Source organism: Amycolatopsis sp. NPDC114478 (assembly GCF_055633805.1).
This window is the reverse complement of the sequence record NZ_JBVKDO010000015.1, coordinates 200,097-217,585: the sequence shown is the minus strand read 5'-3', so window position 1 is coordinate 217,585 and position 17,489 is coordinate 200,097. Positions and strand designations below refer to the sequence as shown.

Annotated in this window: 17 protein-coding genes and 1 pseudogene; 8 read left to right on the top strand and 10 right to left on the bottom strand. The window is 73.4% G+C overall.

What is annotated here, in order from left to right:
* Positions 1–11: 11 nt before the first annotated feature.
* Both ACZ7OH_RS35030 and ACZ7OH_RS35025 read right to left on the bottom strand, forming a co-directional pair.
* On the bottom strand, positions 12–137 hold the full coding sequence (locus tag ACZ7OH_RS35030) for a hypothetical protein (RefSeq protein ID WP_400906177.1): 126 nt from the start codon (positions 135–137) through the stop codon (positions 12–14).
* 302 nt (positions 138–439) lie between these two features.
* Positions 440–1,234 (bottom strand): SDR family NAD(P)-dependent oxidoreductase, encoded by a 795-nt coding sequence (locus ACZ7OH_RS35025; protein WP_470284759.1) that lies wholly within the window; start codon positions 1,232–1,234, stop codon positions 440–442.
* Between the two features lie 217 nt (positions 1,235–1,451).
* On the opposite strand from ACZ7OH_RS35025, the gene ACZ7OH_RS35020 reads away from it, so the two are divergent.
* Complete coding sequence (locus tag ACZ7OH_RS35020) at positions 1,452–2,069, top strand: LysE family transporter (protein WP_470284758.1); 618 nt, start codon at positions 1,452–1,454, stop codon at positions 2,067–2,069.
* A gap of 110 nt (positions 2,070–2,179) precedes the next feature.
* Complete coding sequence (locus ACZ7OH_RS35015) at positions 2,180–2,884, top strand: DUF6008 family protein (RefSeq protein ID WP_470284757.1); 705 nt, start codon at positions 2,180–2,182, stop codon at positions 2,882–2,884.
* Here ACZ7OH_RS35015 and ACZ7OH_RS35010 read toward each other — a convergent pair.
* The 3 genes from ACZ7OH_RS35010 to ACZ7OH_RS35000 form a co-directional block, all read right to left on the bottom strand.
* On the bottom strand, positions 2,865–6,947 hold the full coding sequence (locus ACZ7OH_RS35010; RefSeq protein ID WP_470284756.1) for a beta-galactosidase: 4,083 nt from the start codon (positions 6,945–6,947) through the stop codon (positions 2,865–2,867). The two genes, ACZ7OH_RS35015 and ACZ7OH_RS35010, sit on opposite strands and share 20 nt — an antisense overlap.
* A 152-nt stretch (positions 6,948–7,099) precedes the next feature.
* Complete coding sequence (locus ACZ7OH_RS35005) at positions 7,100–8,143, bottom strand: LacI family DNA-binding transcriptional regulator (RefSeq protein WP_470284794.1); 1,044 nt, start codon at positions 8,141–8,143, stop codon at positions 7,100–7,102.
* Positions 8,144–8,226: 83 nt separating this feature from the next.
* A complete protein-coding gene (locus ACZ7OH_RS35000) occupies positions 8,227–8,451 on the bottom strand; it encodes a hypothetical protein (RefSeq protein WP_470284755.1) in 225 nt (74 codons plus the stop codon).
* A gap of 115 nt (positions 8,452–8,566) precedes the next feature.
* On the opposite strand from ACZ7OH_RS35000, the gene ACZ7OH_RS34995 reads away from it, so the two are divergent.
* Genes ACZ7OH_RS34995 through ACZ7OH_RS34985 form a run of 3 tightly spaced genes read left to right on the top strand, consistent with a single transcriptional unit; the run spans position 8,567 to position 11,000 of the window.
* Positions 8,567–9,139 (top strand): RNA polymerase sigma factor, encoded by a 573-nt coding sequence (locus ACZ7OH_RS34995; RefSeq protein ID WP_470284754.1) that lies wholly within the window; start codon positions 8,567–8,569, stop codon positions 9,137–9,139.
* Positions 9,132–10,247 carry a CU044_5270 family protein gene (locus ACZ7OH_RS34990; RefSeq protein WP_470284753.1) on the top strand — a complete coding sequence of 372 codons (1,116 nt, stop codon included), beginning with the start codon at positions 9,132–9,134 and terminating at the stop codon, positions 10,245–10,247. The genes ACZ7OH_RS34995 and ACZ7OH_RS34990 overlap by 8 nt, the downstream gene beginning before the upstream one ends.
* Positions 10,248–10,271: 24 nt before the next feature.
* On the top strand, positions 10,272–11,000 hold the full coding sequence (locus ACZ7OH_RS34985) for a sulfite exporter TauE/SafE family protein (protein WP_470284752.1): 729 nt from the start codon (positions 10,272–10,274) through the stop codon (positions 10,998–11,000).
* Between the two features lie 58 nt (positions 11,001–11,058).
* Here the strand turns inward: ACZ7OH_RS34985 and ACZ7OH_RS34980 are convergent, their stop codons facing one another.
* The gene (locus ACZ7OH_RS34980; RefSeq protein ID WP_470284751.1) at positions 11,059–11,709 is read right to left on the bottom strand and encodes a helix-turn-helix transcriptional regulator; all 651 of its coding nucleotides are present in this window, start codon (positions 11,707–11,709) and stop codon (positions 11,059–11,061) included.
* 86 nt (positions 11,710–11,795) lie between these two features.
* Here ACZ7OH_RS34980 and folE point away from each other — a divergent pair, with 86 nt between their 5' ends.
* Together folE and ACZ7OH_RS34970 are read left to right on the top strand one after the other, a co-directional pair.
* Entirely contained in the window at positions 11,796–12,416 is a 621-nt protein-coding gene (folE, locus tag ACZ7OH_RS34975; RefSeq protein WP_470284750.1) for a GTP cyclohydrolase I FolE, read from the top strand.
* Positions 12,416–13,301, top strand: a pseudogene (locus ACZ7OH_RS34970) (NAD(P)/FAD-dependent oxidoreductase). The gene folE and the pseudogene ACZ7OH_RS34970 overlap by 1 nt, the downstream one beginning before the upstream one ends.
* Before the next feature lie 15 nt (positions 13,302–13,316).
* Here the strand turns inward: ACZ7OH_RS34970 and ACZ7OH_RS34965 are convergent.
* The 4 genes from ACZ7OH_RS34965 to ACZ7OH_RS34950 all read right to left on the bottom strand — a co-directional run bounded on the left by ACZ7OH_RS34965 (position 13,317) and on the right by ACZ7OH_RS34950 (position 16,569).
* A complete protein-coding gene (locus tag ACZ7OH_RS34965) occupies positions 13,317–13,751 on the bottom strand; it encodes a hypothetical protein (RefSeq protein WP_400906146.1) in 435 nt (144 codons plus the stop codon).
* Between the two features lie 109 nt (positions 13,752–13,860).
* Positions 13,861–14,520 (bottom strand): response regulator, encoded by a 660-nt coding sequence (locus tag ACZ7OH_RS34960; RefSeq protein WP_400906144.1) that lies wholly within the window; start codon positions 14,518–14,520, stop codon positions 13,861–13,863.
* A complete protein-coding gene (locus ACZ7OH_RS34955; protein WP_470284793.1) occupies positions 14,517–16,022 on the bottom strand; it encodes a GAF domain-containing sensor histidine kinase in 1,506 nt (501 codons plus the stop codon). The genes ACZ7OH_RS34960 and ACZ7OH_RS34955 overlap by 4 nt, the downstream gene beginning before the upstream one ends.
* 142 nt (positions 16,023–16,164) lie before the next feature.
* Entirely contained in the window at positions 16,165–16,569 is a 405-nt protein-coding gene (locus ACZ7OH_RS34950) for a pyridoxamine 5'-phosphate oxidase family protein (RefSeq protein ID WP_470284749.1), read from the bottom strand.
* A 234-nt stretch (positions 16,570–16,803) separates the two neighbouring features.
* Between ACZ7OH_RS34950 and ACZ7OH_RS34945 the strand changes: the two genes are divergently transcribed.
* Positions 16,804–17,421 (top strand): sigma-70 family RNA polymerase sigma factor, encoded by a 618-nt coding sequence (locus ACZ7OH_RS34945; protein ID WP_470284748.1) that lies wholly within the window; start codon positions 16,804–16,806, stop codon positions 17,419–17,421.
* The last annotated feature ends 68 nt before the right edge of the window (positions 17,422–17,489 follow it).

Here is a 17,489-nt window from a genome sequence, read left to right as displayed (position 1 = left end):
GCGGCGGTGGTTCACAGGTGCATGGCGAGCCAGAGCGCCACCCACGCCGCGGCGGCGAGCAGTGCTCCCGCCGCCGCGGCGAGGAGCACCCGGCGCAGGCCGCGGGCGGGTTTCGCGGACGTCTCGATGTGGTCCATGAAATCGATCATCACCCACGCGCGCCGGACACGACAGCCGGCGCGCTCGTCCGGGCGACCCCTGCGCGGGGTACCCCGGATGGCCGCGACGCACGTCACTCCCGGCCGCGGAACACCAAACCGGCCGAAGCGTTGTACTCGGTGTCGGTACGGCGGTGCCCCCGGGCCTCACCCCTTGCCTTCACGGAATACCGGTAACGCTGGAGCCGTGTCGTGCCTTCCGCCGCGAGGCGGCCCCCGTACCGGCCCAAAATCCCCCGTTCCCTCCCGGGCCTCCCCCGTGCGCCCGGGCGGGAGCGGGCCTACGGCAGGATCGAGTCGACGTACCCGCCGTCGACCCGGACCGCACCGCCCGTGGTCGCCGAGGCGAACGGGGAACTCAAGTACACCACCAGGTTCGCGATCTCTTCGGGCTCGATCAGCCGCTGCAGCAACGACTGTGGCCGGTGCTTCTTCATGAACTCGCGCTGGGCCTCTTCCCACGGCAGGTCCTTGTCGACCAGCTCGTAGACGAAGTCCTCGACGCCGCCGGTGTGCGTCGGCCCCGCGATCACGGCGTTCACCGTGACGCCGGTGCCGGCCGCGTGCTTGGCGAACCCGCGCGAGACCCCCAGCAACGCCGTCTTGGACACCCCGTAGTGGATCATCTCGGCCGGGATCACGACGGCGGAATCGCTGGCGATGTACTGGATCCGGCCCCAGCCGCGTCCGGTCATCCCGGGCAGGTACGCGCGGGTGAGACGGACGGCGGCCAGGACGTTGACCTCGAAGTAGCGCCGCCAGTCGGCGTCGGTGATGTCCAGGGGCTCCTGCGCGCCGAAGATGCCGAGGTTGTTGACCAGGATGTCGGCGTCCGGCACTTCCTCGACGACCTGGGCCGCGCCGGCCTCGTCCGAGACGTCACCCGGCGCCGGGATCAGGTCGGCGTCCGGCTGGTCCTCCTTCAGGCGCGCGATGGCCTTCGCGACCCCCGTCTCGCTCCGGCCGTTGACCGCGACCCGCGCGCCCGCGGCGGCCAGTCCCGCCACGATCGCCGAGCCGATGCCCTGGGTGGACCCGGTGACCAGGGCCGTCTTCCCGCTGAGGTCGACCCGCATCGTGAAAACCCTTTCTCGCGTCGGCCGTTCCCCCGGCCGATCCAAGCACAGGCGCCCGCTGCGCACCGGCTGGAAATACGGTTGCCCCGCCGGGCGCCCGGCTACACCATCTGCGCATGACCTCTCACCGCACGCCGCTCCTGCCGACCGCCGCCGCGACCACCGCGCCGGTCCAGCAGCAGCCGGGCCCCCCGCGGAGGTCGATCACCCCCGTGCCGTGACGGGCGCGCTGCTCGCCGGCCTGCTGGCCGGCTACGGCATCGCGATCCCGGTCGGCGCCGTCGCGACCTACCTCGTCGCGCTCACCGCCCGCACCTCGCTGCGCACCGGCCTGGCCGCGGCCCTCGGCGTCGCGACCGCCGACGGCGTGTACGCGCTGGTCGCGGTGCTCGGCGGGGCCGCGATCGCCGGGGTCGTCACGCCGGTCGCCGGGCCGTTGCGGCTGGTGTCGGCCGGCGTCCTGGTCGTGCTGGCGGTCCGCGGCGCCGTGCTGGCGCTGCGCTCGCACCGCGACACCACCGCCCGGCCCGTGACGCCGCTCGCGCCCGGCCGCGCCTACGTCAGCCTGCTCGGCATCACGCTGGTGAACCCGACGACCGTCGTCTACTTCACCGCCCTGGTCGTCGGCGATCGCGCCGGGGACGCCGTCTCGGTGCTCGAACAGGTCGTGTTCGTGCTCGCCGCGTTCGCCGCCTCGGCGAGCTGGCAAGCGCTGCTGGCCGGCGGCGGGGCATTGCTCAGGCGCGTCCTCACCGGGCCGCGGGGCCGGCTGGTGACGGCGCTCGCCTCCAGCGCGGTGATCACGGCGCTGGCCGTCCGGCTTGTCCTGTCTTGAGCGGAGAACCGTTGCGGTGTAACGGTTTGCCCGGTTCGCGGCCGCACGGACGGAGACGTTCGGCGGCCGGTTCCGCGGCTAGCCTGGGCGGACGCGGACGGGAGGCGGCCATGACGATGCCGATGGGGGCGATGTCCGGCTGGGACGTCGCGGGCGCGACGCTGCTCGTGCTCTGGGCGCTGGCCATGTGGGCCGCGGTCGGGGTGCTGGCGTACGCGAACCGCCGGCCGGTGCGGCCGTGGGTGTACCGCGGCTCGGTCGCGGTGATCGGCATCGGCGTCCTGGGCCAGCTCGGCCACGTCCAGGAGCACATCGCGCAGGTCGGCTACTGGCTCGGGCACCCGAACGCGCCGGCGTGGATGACGCCGTGGGGCACCGGGCTCGCGAACGGCCTGCAGATGCTGCTGCCGGACCGCAAGACGTTCGGCATGGAACTGCTGCACCTGACCGGCAACTTCATCTTCCTCGCCGGGCTGGCCGGGGTCATGGTGATCACGCGGCGGGCGCGGGGCACCCGCGCCCGCCGCTGGGCGAAGATGGGCGTCTGGATGCAGGGCCTGCACGGGCTCGAACACCTGGTCCTGACGCTGTCCGTGGCGTTCGGGTCGCGCGCCATCGGCCTCTCGACGTTCTTCGGCCTGGTGGACCCGGGCCCCGGCCTGACCACCTACCGCGTCTGGTGGCACTTCGTCGCGAACGTCGTCGGCTCGATCATCTTCGGGCTCGCGCTGTACCACCTGTGGCGCGAACGCCGCGAGGTCCGCGCCACCTTCTTCCTCCGGGGACTTCCGGCGGTCACCGAGCGGGCGGCGTAGTGCAGGTCAGCGTCGGCAGCGCCCAGTCCGCGTGGTCGTTGCCGTTGCCGTCCCCGCCGTCGCCGACCAGCAGGTCCAGGACCTGGGCGCCGGTGACGTCGACGTCGATCGGCACGGCCGCCTGGCCGCCCCGGACCACCGGCGTCGTCACCTTCGTCGCACCGTCCGCCGAGACGCTGAAGGTGACGCTGCCGCCGGTGCCCGTCTCACCGTCGACGCCCACCGACGCCGTCAAACGCGTGCAGGCGCCCGCCAGGTAGAGCTGGACGTCGCTCGCCGCGTGGGCGCCCAGGCCCTTCGCGTACGCCACCCCGCCGATGGTCATCGGCTTGCCGTCGCCGGCGTTCGCTTCTCCGTTGCTGGTGTCCCGCTCGACGGGCCCCCAGCCGTTGGTCGCGGTGAGGAACGGCAGCGAGCTGACGGCCACCTGCCCGGCCGGCGGTGCGGGCGGCACCGCGCCGACGATCCGCTCGTCCGAAGCCGATCCCGGCCGTCCGGCCTGCCGGTACGCCACCGCCACCTTCAGCGCCGCGGTGTCCACTGTGGAGGGAGCGGTGACGGGCCAGGTGAAGGTCGCCGCCCGGCCGCCGTCGACCTTCGCCACCGAAGGCGGGGACGCCGGTCCGACGGTCCACCCGGCCGGCGCGGTGAGCGCCGGCTTGACGTCGAACGCCGGGGGCGCGTCCGCGGCCACCCGGACCGTCGCTGAGGCGGTGAACCGCTGGCCGCCCGACGCGGTGTCCGGCGCGGTCAGCGACACGGTCGTGGTGGGCGCGGCCGGCATCGCGTACCGCGCGGGGTCGAAGCCCGGCGACGCGTTCTGCCGCACGGTCAGCGGCGAGGAGTAGCTGCCGTAGTTCGTCCACGCGATCTTGCCGAGGCCGCCGGTGCTGCCGTCGAGGTTCCACACCGCGACGGCGATCGTGTTGTGCCCGTTCGGGTTCAGAACCCCGTTCGGGATCGGGAAGCTGTGCTGCGGCCCGAGGTAGTTGACGTACTGCCCGAGCTGCCAGCCGTTGACGAAGAGCAGCGCCCGGTACTGCCGCGCGGGGTCGTCGCTGATCGTCAGGCCGAGCGAGGTGTCCTGGCCGCGGGGCAGGTCGAGATCCGCGGTGGTGCGGTACCAGGACACGCCCGGCGTGGTGTCCTTCGCCGGCAGCGTCGTCGACGTCCAGCGCCCGTCGGGGAAGCCGGGCAGCGACCAGCCCGCGCGCTCGCCGTACAGCCCGCCGGTGTTGAGCGGGCCGCGGACCGGGTCGAGGCCGGTCTCGCCGCCGCGGACGCCCTGCAGGCGCCAGGTCACCGACGTCAGCGGCGACCCGGTGAGTCTCGCGGAGGTGAGCCCGCGCGCGGCCTTGTTGCCGTTGTTCGCGCCGTAGTCCTCCTCGTGCCCCATGTTCACGGTCAGCACGGAAATCTCGTTGTCGCCCGGACGCACCGAACCGGCCGGGAACCCGAACGTGTGCTGCGGGTCGGTCGAGCTGCCGAGGAAGACGCCGTTGAGCCACGCCGAGAACGCGCCGGCCGGGCCGCCGCTCTGGCTCGACAGCGTGATCCCGGTCTGCTTGCCGTCGCTCGCGAACCGGCCCCGGTACCACGTGTTGCCGGTGTGGAAGCCGTAGTCGTCGGCGAAGAGCACCGGCTTCGTGCCGAGCGCGGTCGAGCTGTTGGTGGTCTGCTTGTCGGCCACCGGCCACGCCGAGTCGTCGAAGCCCGGCTGGCTCTCCGGCGACTCCTGCTGGTGCTTCCACCCGCTCAGCGCGGGGAGGGTCACCGGTTTCGCGGTCGGCGCGGCGGTGGTCAGGCTGCCGCTCGACGTCGGCTGCGTCGCGACGCGGGAACCGTTCCACGACACCGCCTTCTCGGCCGCGAAGACCTCGAACGCGCCGTCGGTGCCGGTGTCGCCGGTCAGGTTCAGCGTGCCGTGGTCGTCGGCCGCGGTCCGCACCAGGTGCGTACCGCGGACCAGCACCGGGCCGGCCGCGGTGTCCTGGCGCCAGAACGTGGCCGCCGTCGCCTTGTCCGCGAGCAGCAGGAGCAGCGGCCGCTGCCCGGGGGCGGTGACGAGCACGCGGGTCAGGCCGTCGTGGGTGTAGTCCAGCCGCAGGTCACCGCGGGCGGCGTCCCAAGTGGACGTCGCGGCCCCGCCGAGCACCTGCACGGACGGCTGCTGCGCGAACCGCAGGACGGTCTCGCCGGGGCCGCCCTTGTCGCCGTACAGGACCGCGACGTCCCGGCCGCCGATGGCCGCGTTCGTCATGATCTCCGACGTCGAGTACTGCATCCGGGTCTGCCCGAGGTCGTACCCGGCAGCGACGATCTTCGACTGGCGGCCGTTCAGCGTGATCCCGGTGCCGGGCTGCTGTGGGACGACCGGGTAGTAGTCGCCACTGCCCGTGAGCAGGTCGACGGCGTCCACGACGACGAACGGCCCGGTCGCGCTCGCGTTCTTCTGCCCGGTGACGACGATCTTCAGCGTGTGCGCGCCGGCGGGCAGGCCGCGCACCTCGTAGCCGGTGACCTGGTTCTGCTTGCTGCCCGCGTAGAGGTCGACGGTGCTGACCTTCGCGTCGTCGAGGTAGACGTCGGCGATGCCGTGGCTCGGGTCCTTCGACGTCACCCAGCGGATCCCGGTGCCGGTGAAGGGAATGCTCACGCTGTCGCCGGTCGCTTGCGAGAACGACTCGGTGTGCTGGTAGTCGCCGCCGGTGTAGTTCACCTCCGGCCCGACGTGGCTCCACGTGCCGGTGTAGCCGACCTCGGCGGCGCGGTCGTCGTAGGTGTAGCCGGCGTGCGCCGCGAGGTCGAGCGCCATCGTGGTGGTGTTGGTGGCGGTGGACGTCGAGTCGGTGTGGCGCAGGGTGTGGAACTGCGTGCGGGTGTCGGGGTTGATCCGCGCGGTGTCGGTGAGCGCCGGATCGGTCAGCGGCGCCGAGGCGAGCCCGTCGGTCTTGGTCAACGGCGTGACGGACTGGGTGAAGTACCCGATCAGCTTGTCTTCGTTGTACTTCGGGTCGAACTGGCGGCCTTCGGTGATGGCGGCGCCGTAGTCGTAGGACGTGTAGTTCTGCGGGATCGCGCTCCAGCCCCACGACGTGCCGCCGTGCAGCATGTAGAAGCTCTGGCCGGTGGCGCCGACCGCGATGTTCTGCTTGTAGAACACGTTCGCGAACTGGTCGTTGATCAGCTGGGCGCACTTCTCGTAGCCGGGGCCGCCCCACGGGTCGAAGGCGCCGCCCTGGAACTCGGCGGTGATCAGCGGCTTGCCCGGGACGTGGTCGTAGCTGATGTCGGGGACGCCGTTCCAGCGCGTGGGGTTGGAGCAGTCGAAGCCCTGCGGGTAGGAGTCGGCGGCGTCGACGTCGAGCGCGGCCTCCCCGGCGTTGAAGGTGCCGTTGTTGTTGCCCACCAGGGGAACGGTGATGCCGTCGGCGCGGGCTTTGTCCTCGAGGTGCTTCATGTACGCGCGGCCGTCGGCGTTGCCGTTGTAGTACTCGTTCTCGACCTGGTAGGCCAGCACGCTGCCGGTGCCGTTGGTGAGCTGGTGGCGCTGCAGGATCCGGTCGATCTGCGTCTGCCACTCGTCGGAGTACTTCAGGTAGACCGGGTCGGCGCTGCGGGTGTGGCCGGGGGTGGTGGACCGCCAGGTCGGGAAGCCACCGCCGTCGACCTCGGCGTTGATGTACGGCCCGGGCCGCGCGATGACGTAGAGCCCGGCCTGCTGGGCCATGTCGAGGAGCTTGTCGAGGTCGCGGACGCCGGTGAAGTCGTAGACGCCCTGGCGTGGCGAGTGGTAGCCCCAGTCGAAGTAGAGGGAGGTCGCGTTGAAGCCGGCGGCCTTCATCTTCTGGAAGATGTCCAGCCAGAGGTCGGGGCTGGGGAGCCGGTAGGAGTGGAACTCGCCGGACCACAGGTAGGTGCGGTTGCCGTCGACCAGGAAGGAGTAGCCGTCGTAGGTGACGGTGTGGGCCGCTTTCGGCGGCGGCGCGGCGGTGGCTTGCGGGACGGTCACCCCGACCAAGGCGAGCACGGCGACGAGCAGGGTGCGGACGGCGGCACGCATGCGGGGACCTCCAGGAACGACACTGAACCGAACACGATCCTTTGCCGATCACACAGAAGCGGTCAAGATACAACACCGGGATGGATCAGTGCCGACGTCGTGTTAGCGCTAACAGTCCGGCAAGCTGTCTTGAATGACTCATTCGAGGCGGTTCAGCGCGGGCCGGTGCTCTCCCGGACGATCAGCTCGGCCGGGACCAGGTGGCGCGCGCGGGTGTCGCCGCCCGCCATGCGGTCCTCCAGCAGCCCGAACGTCTTCCGGCCGACCTCGATGAAGTCCTGCCGGACCGTCGTCAGCGGCGGGGTGAAGTACGCCGCCTCGGGGACGTCGTCGAAGCCCGCCACCTGGACGTCCTCCGGCACCCGGATCCCGGCTTCGGTGAACGCGCGCAGCAGGCCCAGCGCCATCTGGTCGTTGGCCGAGAACACCGCCTTCAGCCCGCGCTTGTCGACGAGCGCCCGGCCGGCCTCGTAGCCCGACCGCGGGCTCCAGTCGCCGCGCACGACCGCGGGGACCCGCAGGCCGCGCCGCTCCAAGGTCTCGCGCCAGCCGCGTTCGCGGTCGCGGGCCTCCAGCCAGTCCTCCGGGCCCGCCAGGTGCCAGACCGTCTTGTGCCCCAGGGCGAGCAGGTGCTCGGTGGCGCGGCGGGCGCCGTCGTACTGGTCGACCGAGATCACCGGTACCGGCGCCGACTCGCCGCCGCCGACCGCGACCACCGCGATGTCGCCGGGCACCGCCGCCAGCGCCCGCCCGGCCGTCACGTGGGGGGCGATCACGACGATCCCCTCGACCGCCTGGCGCCGCAGGCTTTCCACCGCGTCGCCGATCGACGTCCGGCCCGGCCGGGTGACGCTGCAGATCGCGACGCCGTACCCGGCCTCGCGCGCGGCGTTTTCGATGCCGTACAGGGTGCTCGCCGGCCCGTAGAGGTTCGACTCCAGCGCGACCACGCCGAGGGTGCCCGACCGGCCGGTGACCAGCGTCCGCGCGGCCGTGTTGGGCCGGTACCCGAGCTTCTGCACCGCGGCGAGGACCCGCTCGCGGGTTTCCGGGCGCACCGGCCCGCTCTCGTTCACCACGCGCGAGACGGTCATGTGCGAGACCCCGGCCATGCCGGCGACGTCGGCCAGGCTGGGCTGCCGCGGCCCCGGAGCCGACGTCCTGGCCTGCTCCCCCGGCTTCGCCCGGTCCACCACCGTGGCCCCCTTCGCCTCGCTCCGCGTCACCACCGGGGAAACCGTACCGCCGAACGGGCCGTCACCGGCGGACGCCGGGCGCGTCAGGACCGGGCGAACCGCGCCGGGGTCGTCGGCGCGGTGCCCGTCCGGCGCTTCGACGTGGTCTCCGGCGGCGCGGAAGTCGCCGTCGTGGCCACGCTCGTCGTGAGCGGCGGCGCGGGCGGTGGCGCGGCGGGCGGTGGCCGCACCGCCGCGGCTGCGGCCAGCATCGCCACCACCACACCGCCACACGTCGCGGCCAGCAGCATCGCGCTTCCCCTGGGCATACCGGATGTTGTCCGCAGGCCCCGGTGCTGTTCGGGCCGGGAGCCCGGATGTGGCCCGCGTCTCATCGGGGCGGGCGAGCGGGGACGCGGGCGGCGGGTCGCGACAACCAGTAGCGTGACCAGAATCGTGGAACGGCTCGACCGGCCCGACCTCGCCGCGAAGGATCCGAAAGAGGTCTTCTCGCGGCTCTTCGACGAGTACGCCCATCCCCTGCGCGGGTACCTCGCGGGCCGGGTGGGCGTGCACGCCGCCGACGACCTCGTGGCCGAGACGTTCGTCGTCGCGCTGCGAAGACGCGCCAGCTACGACCCGGCGAAGGCGCCCATCCGCGGCTGGCTCTACGGGATCGCCACCAACCTGCTGCGCAACCACGTGCGCCAGGAGGTGCGCGGTTTCCAGCTGACGGCGAAGGCCGGCGTCGAAGAGCGTCCGGAGGACAACCACGACACCGCGGTGGCCGGCCGGGTCGACGCGGCCGCGCGCCTGCGCGTGCTCGCCGGCGAGCTGGCCGCGCTGTCCGAACAGGACCGCGACGTCCTGCTGCTCACGTCCTGGGCCGGGCTCGAACCGGCGGAAGTCGCCGAAGCGCTCGGCGTGCCCGCCAGCACGGTCCGCTCGCGCCTGCACCGCGTCCGCCACCGCCTCCAGGCCCTGCTCGTCCCCACCGAGGAGAACCCCCATGCCTGAGCTCGACGAAACCCTCGAGCTGCTCCACCGCGACGCCCGCACGGCGCCGGCCGACCTCTCCGCCGCCCGGGCGCGGCTGATGGCCGAGCTGGCAGTCACGCCCGCTGTCGTCCCGCTGCGGCAGAAGCGGACCCGCCGGTGGATCGCCGTGCCGGTCGCCGCCGCCGTGGCCGGCGCGGTCACGGTGGCCGTCGTCGTCCAGACCGGCCCGGCCCCGGACGCCCCGGCGGCCGCGGGTCCCCCGCCGAGCGCGCACCCGAGCACGACCCCTACCGCGAACTGGCCCGACATCAAGCTGATGTCGGCCGCGCAGGTGCTGAACCGGGCGGCCGACCTCAGCGTCGGCGCGGCCGACCAGCCCGTCGGGCCGGGGCAGTTCCGCTTCGTCGCGGAGCACACGTGGGTGCAGCGCGGCGTCCAGATCGGCGCCGCAACCGGGTACACGTACCTCTGGGAGCAGCAGGTCGACCGCTGGATCCCGGCCGACGAGCACGACGTCTGGCAGGAGAACCGAAGGATCCTGAACACCGGGAAGTTCCTGGGCGGCTCGGTGCCGCAGTCCCAGGCACCCGTACCGGAGGTCACGGACACCGACCAGGGCCAGTGGCAGGGCCGCTGCGGCGACTTCTTCCCGAACGCCAAGCCGCCCAAGAAGTGCGACGACCCCACCGACTGGGACAGCCCGGCGTTCTACGCGACGCTGCCGCACGACCCGGCGGCGCTGTACGCGAAGCTGCGGGCACTGACGGCGGGCCGCGGCTCGACGCCCCGGGCGATGTTCCACTACGGCATCGAGATCCTCCGGGCCGGGGTGATGCCGGCCGGGCTGCGCGCGCAGTGGTACCGGGCGCTGGCGAAGATCCCGGGCATGACGGTGCTGGCGGCGGAGACCAACCTCGACGGCCGCACCGGCGTCGCCCTCGGTCTCGACGACCGCCACGAGATCCGCCAGCTGATCATCGACCCGGTGACGGGGCAGTTCATCGGCGAGCGCCAAGTGGCGGGCGCGGAGCCGGACGAGCCGTGGATCAAGCCGGGCACGGAGATCGGCGCGAGCGCGCTCACGACGGGCGTCGCCACCCGGCTCGGCGAGGTGCCGGCCAAGTAGGAACGGCGTGTTAGCGTCGGCGCCGTGGTGGCCGTTCTGCTGCTGGCGGTGCCGGTCGGCGTCTTCATCGGAGCGATCGGCATCGGCGGTGTCCTGCTGCCGCCCGCGCTGACGTGGCTCGCCGGCCTCGACGTCCACACGGCGGCGGGCACGAGCAGCTGGGCCTTCCTGTTCACGGGGATCGTCGGCACCACGGCCTACGCCCGTCACCAGGCCATGCCGTGGCGCTTCGGCGGGTGGCTCACGCTCGGAGCGGCCCCGGCCGCGGCGGCCGGCGCCCTGGTCAACGGCGTCGTCCCGGCGACGGCGCTCTGGCTGGTCCTCGCCGTCGTGACGGCCGGTTCCGGCGCCTTCAACCTCTGGGCGCGCCCGCGCGAAGCCCTCGAGCTGCCCGCGCCGGCCGCCGTCGCGGTCGGCGCGGCCGTCGGGTTCGGCTCGGCGCTGACCGGCACCGGCGGACCCGTGCTGCTCGTCCCGGTACTGCTGGCCCTGGGCGTGCCCGCGCTGACGACGATCGCCGCCGGCCAGCTGATCCAGCTGCCACTGGTGGGGTTCGCGACCCTCGGCTACGCGGCGCACGGGTCCGTCCACTTCGGACTAGGCAGCGTGCTGGGGGTCGTGGCGGGCGCGGGAACGCTGCTGGGCACACGGCTCGCGAGGAGGTTGCGCGGCCGAAGCCTCCACCGCATCGCCTCAGCGGCCCTCGTCGGCTTCGGCGCGTTCCTCGGCGTGCTGGCGTTTCTCCCGCGCTAGAAGGGAAAGCCGCGGACCTCGCCGGCTCGGCATCGACCGCCCCTGCTCGCGGCGAACCTCAGGCGGGCGCGAGGCGCACGCAGCAGCACCCGGGCTGCGGATCGAGCCGAGCCCGCAGCCGGCGGTCGCCGGCGCCGTCGAGCAGGCCCTCGACCAGGCCCAGGTTCATCTCGCAGACCAGCCGCGTGTGCGTCCGGGCCAAGCGCTGGAACGGGCAGTTGCCCAACAGCACGCCGTCTCCTTCCACACGCGGCTCGAACCCGTGCTCCTCCAGCGCGGCGACGATGTCCGATGCCGCCAGTCCCGCGCCGTGCTCGCGGGCGCGGCGGCCCAGGATCTCCCGCGCCGACCCGCCGGTCTCGTCGGCTTCCTCGATCGCCGACGCGAGGAGCTCGCCGGCCAGCTCGTAGTGCCGCTCCGGCACCGAGACGCTCACCTGGCGGTCCGACCGGCGGTAGAGCTTGGCCGGGCGGCCCGCGCCCGGTCCGGTGCGGCCGCTGCGGCGCTCGTACTCGACGGCCAGCAGCTGCTCCTCCACCAGGCGGTCCAGGTGGAAGGCGACGGTCGCGCGGGGCACCGCGAGGGCCGCGGCGACGTCGTCGCGGCTGACCGGCTGCGGGCGCCGGACGACGTACTCGTACAGCCGGCGGCGCGTCGGCTCGTCGAGCGCCGCGACCGCGGCCAGCGCGCCGGCCTGGGACTTGTGCATCCGAGCACTCTAAAACACACAACCGTTGACGAAAACCCCGGCGGACTTCTAACGTCGGCACGTCTTGGTTTTAGAAGGAGGCCTCCGTGACCGTCGAACCCGTCAGCGAACCGGTGCCGCTGCGGCACCTGGGCGTCGTCCACGAGCGCGACGCGATGGACCTGCCCGCGGCGGAACGCGCGGTCGCCGACCTGCTGCGCGCCCTGGGGAAGGACCCGTCGTCCGAGCACCTGGGCGACACGCCGCGGCGGGTGGCCGGCGCTTTCGCGGAAATGCTGAAGCCGCGCGACTTCCGGCTGACGACTTTCCCGAACGACGAGGGCTACGACGAGCTCGTGCTGGCGAAGAGCATCCCGGTGCAGTCGCTGTGCGAGCACCACCTGCTGCCCTTCCGCGGCGTCGCGCACGTCGGATACCTCCCCGGCGAACGGATCCTCGGGCTGTCGAAGCTCGCCCGCGTCGTCGAAATGTTCGCGCGCGACCTGCAGGTGCAGGAGCGGCTGACCAAGCAGGTCGCCGACTGGCTGCAGGAGCACCTGGCGCCCAAGGGCGTCGGGGTCGTGATCGAAGCCGAGCACCTGTGCATGTCGCTGCGCGGCGTGCGGGCCACCGGCGCGCTCACCGTGACGTCGGCGCTGCACGGCCTGCTGCGCGAGGAACCCAAGACGCGGCAGGAGTTCTTCGCGCTGACCGGGGTGAGTGCCTGATGGACGCGTTCGTCATCGCCGGCGCGGGCCTGGCCGGCGCGAAGGCCGCGGAAACGCTGCGGGCGGAAGGGTTCGCCGGGCGCGTCGTGCTCGTCGGCTCGGAGCCGGAATCGAAGGGCTGACCGGCCGCCGCGTCACGGCACTCGACCGCGCCGCCCACGAGATCGAGCTGGCGGGCGGCGAACGCCTCGGCTACACGAAGCTGCTGCTGGCGACCGGGGCGTCGCCGCGGCGGCTGCGGGTGCCGGGCAACGACCTCGAGGGCGTCCACTACCTGCGCCGGCTCGCCCAGGCCGACCGGCTGCGCGACGCGCTGGCCGCGGGCGGCCGGGCCGTCGTCGCGGGCGCGGGCTGGATCGGCCTGGAAACGGCGGCCGCGGCCCGGACCTACGGCTGCGAGGTGACGATCGTCGAGCCGAGCCCGTCCCCGCTGCACGCGACGCTCGGGCTGGAGCTGGGCGCGTTCTTCGCCGACCTGCACCGCCGCCGAGGAAGCCGGGCTGGCGGTCGACGACGGCGTCCGGGTAAACGCGTCGCTGCGCACCGAGGACCCGGACGTGTTCGCCGTCGGCGACGTCGCGAGCGCGTGGCACCCCGCCTACGACCGGCACATCCGCGTGGAGCACTGGGCGGCGGCCACGAACGGCGGCCCGGCGGCGGCGCTGTCGATGCTCGGCCGCGAAGTGGTGTACGACGACCTGCCGTACTTCTTCTCCGACCAGTACGACGTTCCACGCGTTCTGGCTCGCGGGCGGCCGGGTCGTCGCCGGCCTGCACGTCAACCAGTGGGACGAAGGCCTCGACGCGGTCCGCGAGCTGATCCGCGGTGGACGGACGGTCGACCCGGACGTGCTGGCCGATCCCGCCCGTCCCCTCCCGAGCTAGCCGCGCCGGCGACCGTCAGTTGTCCCGCCGGTGCCGTCCGCCGCGCGACCCGGCGATCGCCCGGACCCGCAAGGCGAGGTCGCCGCGTCGCGCCCGGCGGGCGTACTCCAGCAACGCCTCCGCCTGCTCCTCCGGCAGCCAGCCCTCCTCGGCCCCGACTTCGAGGCACAGCAGGTGCCCCACCAGCTCACGCGACTCGACGTCGTTTTCGCCCGCCAGCTCGGCGAACCGGCGGGCCGCTTCGGCTTCGCCGTCGCACCACGCCGTCATCGCCAGGAGCGTCGCCGTCGCCGTCAGGATGTCGCCACGGTGGACGCCTCCCTCCGCCGCCAGGTGCTCCGCCAGCTGGAAGCTGCGCGTGCCGACCCCGCCGGCCCCTTCGCTGCGCACGGCTCTCGCCAGTGCCCGGATCTGCTGCGTGACATAGTCCCCGCTCGACAACCCCGACATGCTGTCCCCTCTGCCGCGCACGACAATTCGTGCGTCACCCGTCAGGTGTATCGCATCGGCGGCCAGATACGTCGGATGCCCCACGGCTTTGCGCCGAGTGGGCGTGGGATCAGCCCGAACGGCCGCCGTCGGCGTGTCGCTGCGACAGGTACACCGCCGCCGAGGTGCGCCGCTCGACCCCGAGCTTGTGCAGCACCGACGAGACGTAGTTCTTCACGGTCTTCTCGGCCAGGAACAGCCGCTCGGCGATCTGCCGGTTGGTCAGGCCTTCGGCGACCAGGTCCAGCACCCGCCGCTCCTGCGGGCTGAGCTGCTCGTACCGCGGGTCCGGGGCCGCCACGTCCGCGCCGCGCAGCTTGTTCATCACCGACGCGGTCAGCGTGGCGTCCAGCAGCGAGCCGCCGACGGCCACCGTGCGGACGGCGTCCACGAGGGACCGGCCCGACACCTGCTTCAGCATGTACCCGGCCGCGCCCGCCATGATCGCGCCGAAGAGCGCGTCGTCGTCCGAATAGGACGTCAGCATCAGGCACGCGGGCGGCGGCGCGACCGTCGAGCGGATCTCGCGGCACACCTCGACGCCCTGGCCGTCGGGCAGCCGGACGTCGAGGATCGCGACGTCCGGGCGGGACTGAGGGATCCGGACCAGCGCCTCGGCCGCGGTCGCCGCCTCGCCGACCACCTCGATGTCCGATTCGGACTCGAAGACGGTCTTCAGCCCGGTGCGGACCAGCTCGTGGTCGTCCAGGAGGAACACCGAGATCGTCATCGTCCACTCCCCTGCTCGCCGGTCCGCGCCGGCAGCTCCGCGGTCCATTCCAATCGCGAGCCGCCGCCCTCGGCGGCCGCCAGCCCGCAGGTCCCGCTCCACCGTGCCGCACGCGCGGCCAGGTTGCCCAGCCCGCTGGCCCGGCCCGGACCGGACGGGGGACCCGTTCCGTCGTCGCGCACGGCCAGGGTCAGCCGCCGGCCGGCGGTGTCCACGGTGACCTCGACCGAGCACGACGTCGCCCCGGCGTGGCGCGCCACGTTCGTCAGCGCTTCGCGCAGCGACGCGATCAAGTCGGACCGGACGGCGTCCGGCACCGCCGCGTCGAGCGGCCCGTCGAACCCCACGCGCGGCTCGAAGCCCAGCGTGTCCCGCGCGTCGACGGCCACCCGCAGCAGTTCCGCGCGCAGGCTGCCCTGGGCCTGCGCGGGCGCCTGCAGCGAGAAGATGCTGTTGCGGATCTCGCGGATGGTGCCGTCGAGGTCCTGGGCGAACCCGGCGACGCGCCCGGCGACCGCCTGGTCCGCGATCAGCCTGCTGACGCCCTCCAGCCCGAGGCCGGTCGCGAACAGCCGCTGGATGACCAGGTCGTGCAGGTCGCGGGCGATCCGGTCGCGGTCCTCGAACACCGCCAGCTGCTGGCGCGCGTCCTGGGCCCGGGAGAACTCGACCGCGAGCGCGGCGTGGCCGGCGAAGGTTTCGGCCAGCTGCACTTCGGCGTCGGTGAACGGCGTCTTGTCCCGGAACTTCGCGACGACGAGCACGCCCAGCGTCTCCTCGCCGACGATCAGCGGCACCGAGATCGCCGAGTCGAGGTCCTTGATCATCGCCGGCATCGATCCGGCGCGGTCGCGCTGCTGTTCCTGCACGCGCTCCCCGTAGTCGCGCACGACGACCGGCTTGCGGGTGGTGTACGCGACCCCGGTCGCGGTGCCTTCGGTCGGCACGGTCACGCCGGTGAGCCGGTCGGCGTCCTCGCCCGGCGGCTCGACGATGTCGAAGACGAGCTGCCCCGGCCCGTCCGGCAGCGCGATCGCGCCGGCCGTGCCGCCGGCCACGACGCGCGCGCGTTCGGCGATCAGCCGGAGGGTCGCGTGGAAGTCCTTCGTGGCGAGCAGGGCGCGCGTGACGTCGTAGGAGGCTTCGAGCCATCGCTCGCGGCGGCGCATCTGGCCGACCAGGACGGCCTTGTCGACGGCCATCGCGGTCGCCGCGGCGACCGCGCCCAGGACCTGCCGCTCGCGGGGGCCGAACTCGCGGCCGGCGGGCGGTTCCACCCGGAAGGTGCCGAGCGCCTTCGGCCCGGCCCGCAGGGGCAGCTCGACCACGCCGTTGCCGCCGGCCCGGCCGCGTTCGGCGACGCCGCCTTCGGGGCCGGTCAGCTCGACGCGACCGTGCGGGGCGCCGACCAGGTCGCACACCACCGTGACCGCGGTCTCCAGCACCGCCGGAACTTCCAGCTCCCGCGCGATCCCGGCCACCGCGGCCAGGATCGCCGGCATGCCGATTTCGTCCGCCACTTCCCGCCGACCCCGTCTGTCCGATCCCGAGTGCCCTCGGGCCGTCAAGGGTCCCACAGGCGACTGCCCGTGTCGGCCCAATCCGGTTCGTCCATCCGGTGGGTCGATCGGCGGAATGGCTTTGTTACGCGGAGTGGCAGCTGATGCGGTGACCGCTGATGGTCTCGACCGGGATCCGCAGGAACCGGCGGCCGTTCAGGGCCGGGCACGGGCACAGGCAGGCGACGCCGGCGGCGTCGACGGGCGACTCGGTGGCCCGCCCCAGCAGGCTGACGTACCACCCGGCGCCGAAGTCGTCGGCGAAGTCGTCGGCTTCGAAGGCCACCACGGCGTCGCGGGCGCCCGCGTAGAGGGGGCTCCCGGTCGGGACGGCGAACACCACGGCGTCGTCGACGACGGCGAACCGCACGGGGCGGACCGCCGGCATGGCCCGGTGGGTGAAGATCACCCGCCCGAGGCTCGCCGTCCGGAGCAAGGCCAGGCACTGCTGCCGGTCCAGCAGCAGCCCGAAGCCCACGTCGTCCACCATCGCGTTCCCTGTGTTTCTCCTGTGAAAATTCCCCGGCCACCAGCGTGATCGGTGGGCCGGGGCAGCCGGTAGGGCCGTTCGGCCCGGGCGCCGCCGCGCACCCCGGCACACACACCGGGGGTGTGGGCACCAGGGCCGGAAGACCCGAGCCGTGGCGGCCGCCCGGCCGGTGTGGCGGCCACTCCGGGTGACCTAGCGTCGTGACCGTCCGTCGCCGAGGAGAGGTGAAGTCCGATGCCGCCGCAGTCCGCCGCGGGCGAACCCGCACCGACGGCGACGTTCAGCCTCGACCCCTCGCTGGTCCGGTCCGCGATGACCGGCAACCGCGCCGCGGTCGCGGGGGTGCTGCGCGCACTGCGGCCGATGGTGTTCCGCTACTGCCTCGGCCGGCTCGGCACGTGGCAGGACGGGTCGTCGGACGCCGAGGACTGCGCGCAGGAAGTGCTCCTGGCGGTGGTCGGCGCGCTGCCCGGGTACCGCTACGCGCCCGATGGCTTCCTGGCGTTCGTGTTCGGCATCGCGGCGCACAAGGTGTCCGACTTCCACCGCCGTCGCGCGCGCGACCGGACGAGCCCGGTGGCCGAGCTGCCGGTCGACCGGTGGACCGGCCCGGATCCGACGGGCGAGGAGGTCGAGCGCGCCGCGGGGCTGGACTGGTCGGAGGGGCTGCTCGACACGCTCCCGCCCCGCCAGCGGGAAATCCTGGTGCTGCGCATCATCCTGGGCCTGTCGGCCGAGGAGACGGCGACGGCGGTGGGGTTGAGCAGCGCGGGCGCGGTCCGGGTGGCCCAGCACCGCGCCCTGACGACGTTGCGGCGCGGGCTCCTCGACCGGAAGCGCGAGGTGTCCTGAACGAGCGGGCGCGAAGGTCCGGGAGCGGCGGATCGAGGGACTTGGCCTCCTCCGATCCGGCGCTCCCG

What these genes read in the sequence shown, in the direction of transcription:
- ACZ7OH_RS35030 (WP_400906177.1), bottom strand. Translation starts at nt 137, where the DNA reads ATGGACCACATCGAGACGTCCGCGAAACCCGCCCGCGGCCTGCGCCGG.
- ACZ7OH_RS35025 (WP_470284759.1), bottom strand. Translation starts at nt 1,234, where the DNA reads ATGCGGGTCGACCTCAGCGGGAAGACGGCCCTGGTCACCGGGTCCACC.
- ACZ7OH_RS35015 (WP_470284757.1), top strand. Translation starts at nt 2,180, where the DNA reads ATGACGATGCCGATGGGGGCGATGTCCGGCTGGGACGTCGCGGGCGCG.
- ACZ7OH_RS35010 (WP_470284756.1), bottom strand. Translation starts at nt 6,947, where the DNA reads ATGCGTGCCGCCGTCCGCACCCTGCTCGTCGCCGTGCTCGCCTTGGTC.
- ACZ7OH_RS35000 (WP_470284755.1), bottom strand. Translation starts at nt 8,451, where the DNA reads ATGCCCAGGGGAAGCGCGATGCTGCTGGCCGCGACGTGTGGCGGTGTG.
- ACZ7OH_RS34990 (WP_470284753.1), top strand. Translation starts at nt 9,132, where the DNA reads ATGCCTGAGCTCGACGAAACCCTCGAGCTGCTCCACCGCGACGCCCGC.
- ACZ7OH_RS34980 (WP_470284751.1), bottom strand. Translation starts at nt 11,709, where the DNA reads ATGCACAAGTCCCAGGCCGGCGCGCTGGCCGCGGTCGCGGCGCTCGAC.
- ACZ7OH_RS34965 (WP_400906146.1), bottom strand. Translation starts at nt 13,751, where the DNA reads ATGTCGGGGTTGTCGAGCGGGGACTATGTCACGCAGCAGATCCGGGCA.
- ACZ7OH_RS34960 (WP_400906144.1), bottom strand. Translation starts at nt 14,520, where the DNA reads ATGACGATCTCGGTGTTCCTCCTGGACGACCACGAGCTGGTCCGCACC.
- ACZ7OH_RS34955 (WP_470284793.1), bottom strand. Translation starts at nt 16,022, where the DNA reads ATGCCGGCGATCCTGGCCGCGGTGGCCGGGATCGCGCGGGAGCTGGAA.
- ACZ7OH_RS34950 (WP_470284749.1), bottom strand. Translation starts at nt 16,569, where the DNA reads ATGGTGGACGACGTGGGCTTCGGGCTGCTGCTGGACCGGCAGCAGTGC.
- ACZ7OH_RS34945 (WP_470284748.1), top strand. Translation starts at nt 16,804, where the DNA reads ATGCCGCCGCAGTCCGCCGCGGGCGAACCCGCACCGACGGCGACGTTC.